This window comes from Psychromonas sp. Urea-02u-13 (assembly GCF_002835995.1).
In the GTDB taxonomy this organism is placed as follows: Bacteria; Pseudomonadota; Gammaproteobacteria; order Enterobacterales; family Psychromonadaceae; genus Psychromonas.
In genome coordinates this window covers 1-2,226 of record NZ_PJBZ01000175.1, presented here as the reverse complement: position 1 = coordinate 2,226, position 2,226 = coordinate 1, and the positions used below count along the sequence as shown (strand labels likewise).

Here is a 2,226-nt window from a genome sequence, read left to right as displayed (position 1 = left end):
GTGTATTGTACTCGATACTTAGGATGTTTGGGAATACGTGATATCTAGAGTTTTAACCTCAAATACACTACGTTTTTCCATATCAACACTTTTCATATTAAACAGTGCAATATTGAAACCTTTTCCAAGCATGCTTTTGTAAATGATTCCATCATATCCATGTGTTTTAAATGCTTCAGCAATAACCTGTGTTGGAACATAATGAGCTTGAGTTTCATTGGTGTTTATTGGCATGGAAAACGCTTTATCTATATGCGCCCAAACGGCTTTTTCTCTTTCTTCTGAATTAGGCTCGTATATGCCTTTTTTTAAGTCAAAGTACAGTGGATTGGTTGAATGATTTTCTGAACAATCTACAACATTTAGATTTTTAGTTACGATAAATTGACCTACCGATAGATTCATTCCTATCCATGGGCGACACTCACTCATTGATGTTTCCCAATCTGTCGCTAAATAGATATACGGAATACCTTTTGGATTTACTCTTCCTTCATTTGCGGAACACTCTAGTGGGTACATACGATTTTTAGGGTATGGTACAGTTTCTTCCCCAATTTCAATGCCATCATCATTGCATATAGTTCGAATTTCACTTCCAATTTGAGATCGCCATAACTTGTGACCCGTTTTTAATGTTTTTTTTCTGGAGTCGCTCGTTCGCAAAACTTCATTTATAAAATTGCTGGTTTCATCATCATAGATGTACCGGGTATCACTTGTGATCTTTCTTGAGAACTTCCAATAGCTTTGCCAAGAATTAAATGACATACGAAACTCCTTTTTACACATAACGCCGCGTTAAGCGGACAAAAATTGTGGGTTATAATGTGTAGCGAAGCGAAACGTAACCCACTGTTTTTGTTCCGTTTAAACGCCTTGTTATGCCTATATGCCCCATTCTTCCAATTTTTTCATTATTGTAAATTTTGTCCTGCCAACTTTAACTGCAATTTCTTGATGACTTAACCCATTAGCATGAAGTTTTTTTACATTTTCTTTTTGTTCATCAGTCCAAGGAAAACCTTGCAAAACAGGCTCTCCTTTTTCTAAACCTGCTTTTATTAATAAATTTGAATAGAATGGAGGATAATCAATTGCAAGTTCATGCTCTGTAAATATACTTGCAAAATTCATAGGTCCCCCCCACGCCATATCGCGTTCATAAGCTCGTTTAACCACTGCTTCAATAATTGATTTTCTATATGAAACTAGTCGTTCGAAATTTTGTTCGTATATTTTTTTAAAAAACGGAGCATGTTCATCTAAGTACATATGCCTTTCATTTGGACATTTCATTATTGCTCTTTTTATTTCAAGATGATGAAACGAAAAAAACTTATCACAACCGAGAGTTTTTTTTAACTTACCTTCAACTTCGTTACAATCTAAACAAATCAAAGTTGGTTCAAATCTAACAATAAATATCTTAAGAAGATCCATCTGTTTCCAGATTTCGCTTTTTAAAACTTTGTCTTCAATAGGCTCAAGAAAACTGCCATATTCACTCATAATAAAATGTTTCACATAGTCACGCATGTGATCATGGTGATAAACTAACCAGCGTAATTTTTTTCCTGTTTCTGTTGTTATTTCACATTCATCTCTTTTTCTTGCACAACCAGGACAACGCCACCTTTCGCCAGCACTTGCCCAAGAATCCGTTTCTTCAAGGAAATCATTCATATCAAACCTTTAGGCATAACGCCTCATTAAGCGGATAAAAATGGTTGGCTATAATCGCGAAGCGATGGCCAACTGTTTTTATTCCGTTTAAATGACTTGTTAGCAATATTTACTTAAGTACTCTGATCCGAGTGCGTCTAAATTTTTATTCCATAACTCTGTAATTAATTTTAAAGAAAAACTATGGAAGCAATCAACACCAAGTTGTTCTTTTTTTACTAAACCACTCAACCTTTCAAAATCTGAGTCCTTTAGATTAAAGAGTGGCGTATGAACAGCATCATTTCTTAACTCTCTAAACCAGTCATATAATTCAAATTGAAACTCATCTATAACAGCTTCTTTTTTAAGTTTCTCTAAACGCTGATTATGATTTTTTAAAAATAAACCTGGAACATGATGCTCTAGCAATGTTTTTATCATCATTTCGACAAATGAATGGGAGACAATTATAAGTAAACGAGGGTTATCTTTGACAACTCCAATTTCTTTTGCCACTTGCAACATGTAATCCGATTTCAAATGATGCTCCATATATTG

3 protein-coding genes are annotated in these 2,226 nt (G+C 34.4%); all 3 read right to left on the bottom strand.

The window, feature by feature from the left end; translation table 11 throughout:
* Positions 1–18: 18 nt before the first annotated feature.
* Positions 19–771 (bottom strand): RES family NAD+ phosphorylase, encoded by a 753-nt coding sequence (locus CXF74_RS21120; RefSeq protein WP_157822509.1) that lies wholly within the window; start codon positions 769–771, stop codon positions 19–21.
* A 117-nt stretch (positions 772–888) separates the two neighbouring features.
* A complete protein-coding gene (locus tag CXF74_RS21115) occupies positions 889–1,686 on the bottom strand; it encodes a hypothetical protein (protein WP_101084582.1) in 798 nt (265 codons plus the stop codon).
* A gap of 99 nt (positions 1,687–1,785) precedes the next feature.
* On the bottom strand, positions 1,786–2,226 hold a 441-nt coding region (locus tag CXF74_RS21110; protein ID WP_232772612.1), incomplete at its 5' end, for a DUF4145 domain-containing protein.